The sequence below is a fragment of the Bacillus sp. SIMBA_008 genome (assembly GCF_046535495.1).
In the GTDB taxonomy this organism is placed as follows: Bacteria; Bacillota; Bacilli; order Bacillales; family Bacillaceae; genus Bacillus; species Bacillus subtilis.
Window position 1 is genome coordinate 1 of record NZ_JAWRWL010000376.1, and the last position, 276, is coordinate 276.

Genomic DNA, 276 nt, shown 5'->3' on the forward strand with positions numbered 1-276 from the left:
ACTATTTTTTCTTTATCACACATTGGTGTAATATACTCCGCATGCGCTTCCTTTTTTCCTAAAACAACAGATGGGTGCGGATAAAATGTCATAACTGCACTTTTATATCCTCGTTCATCAGCTATTTGTTTCGCAGTTCGAATCACACATTGATGTCCTAAATGAATGCCATCAAAAAATCCTAATGCCATTACAGTAGGTGGTAATTCTAATTTATTTTGTTCATGTGGATGAGTTAAATGAATAAGTTTCACGCTTGAATTCACCTTTTTCTGT

1 protein-coding gene is annotated in these 276 nt (G+C 34.4%); it reads right to left on the minus strand.

Annotated elements, in window-relative coordinates:
- Positions 1 to 254 (minus strand): adenylyltransferase/cytidyltransferase family protein (locus SB658_RS23665; RefSeq protein ID WP_410602743.1); only part of this gene is annotated, 254 nt, incomplete at its 3' end.
- Between the last annotated feature and the right edge of the window lie 22 nt (positions 255 to 276).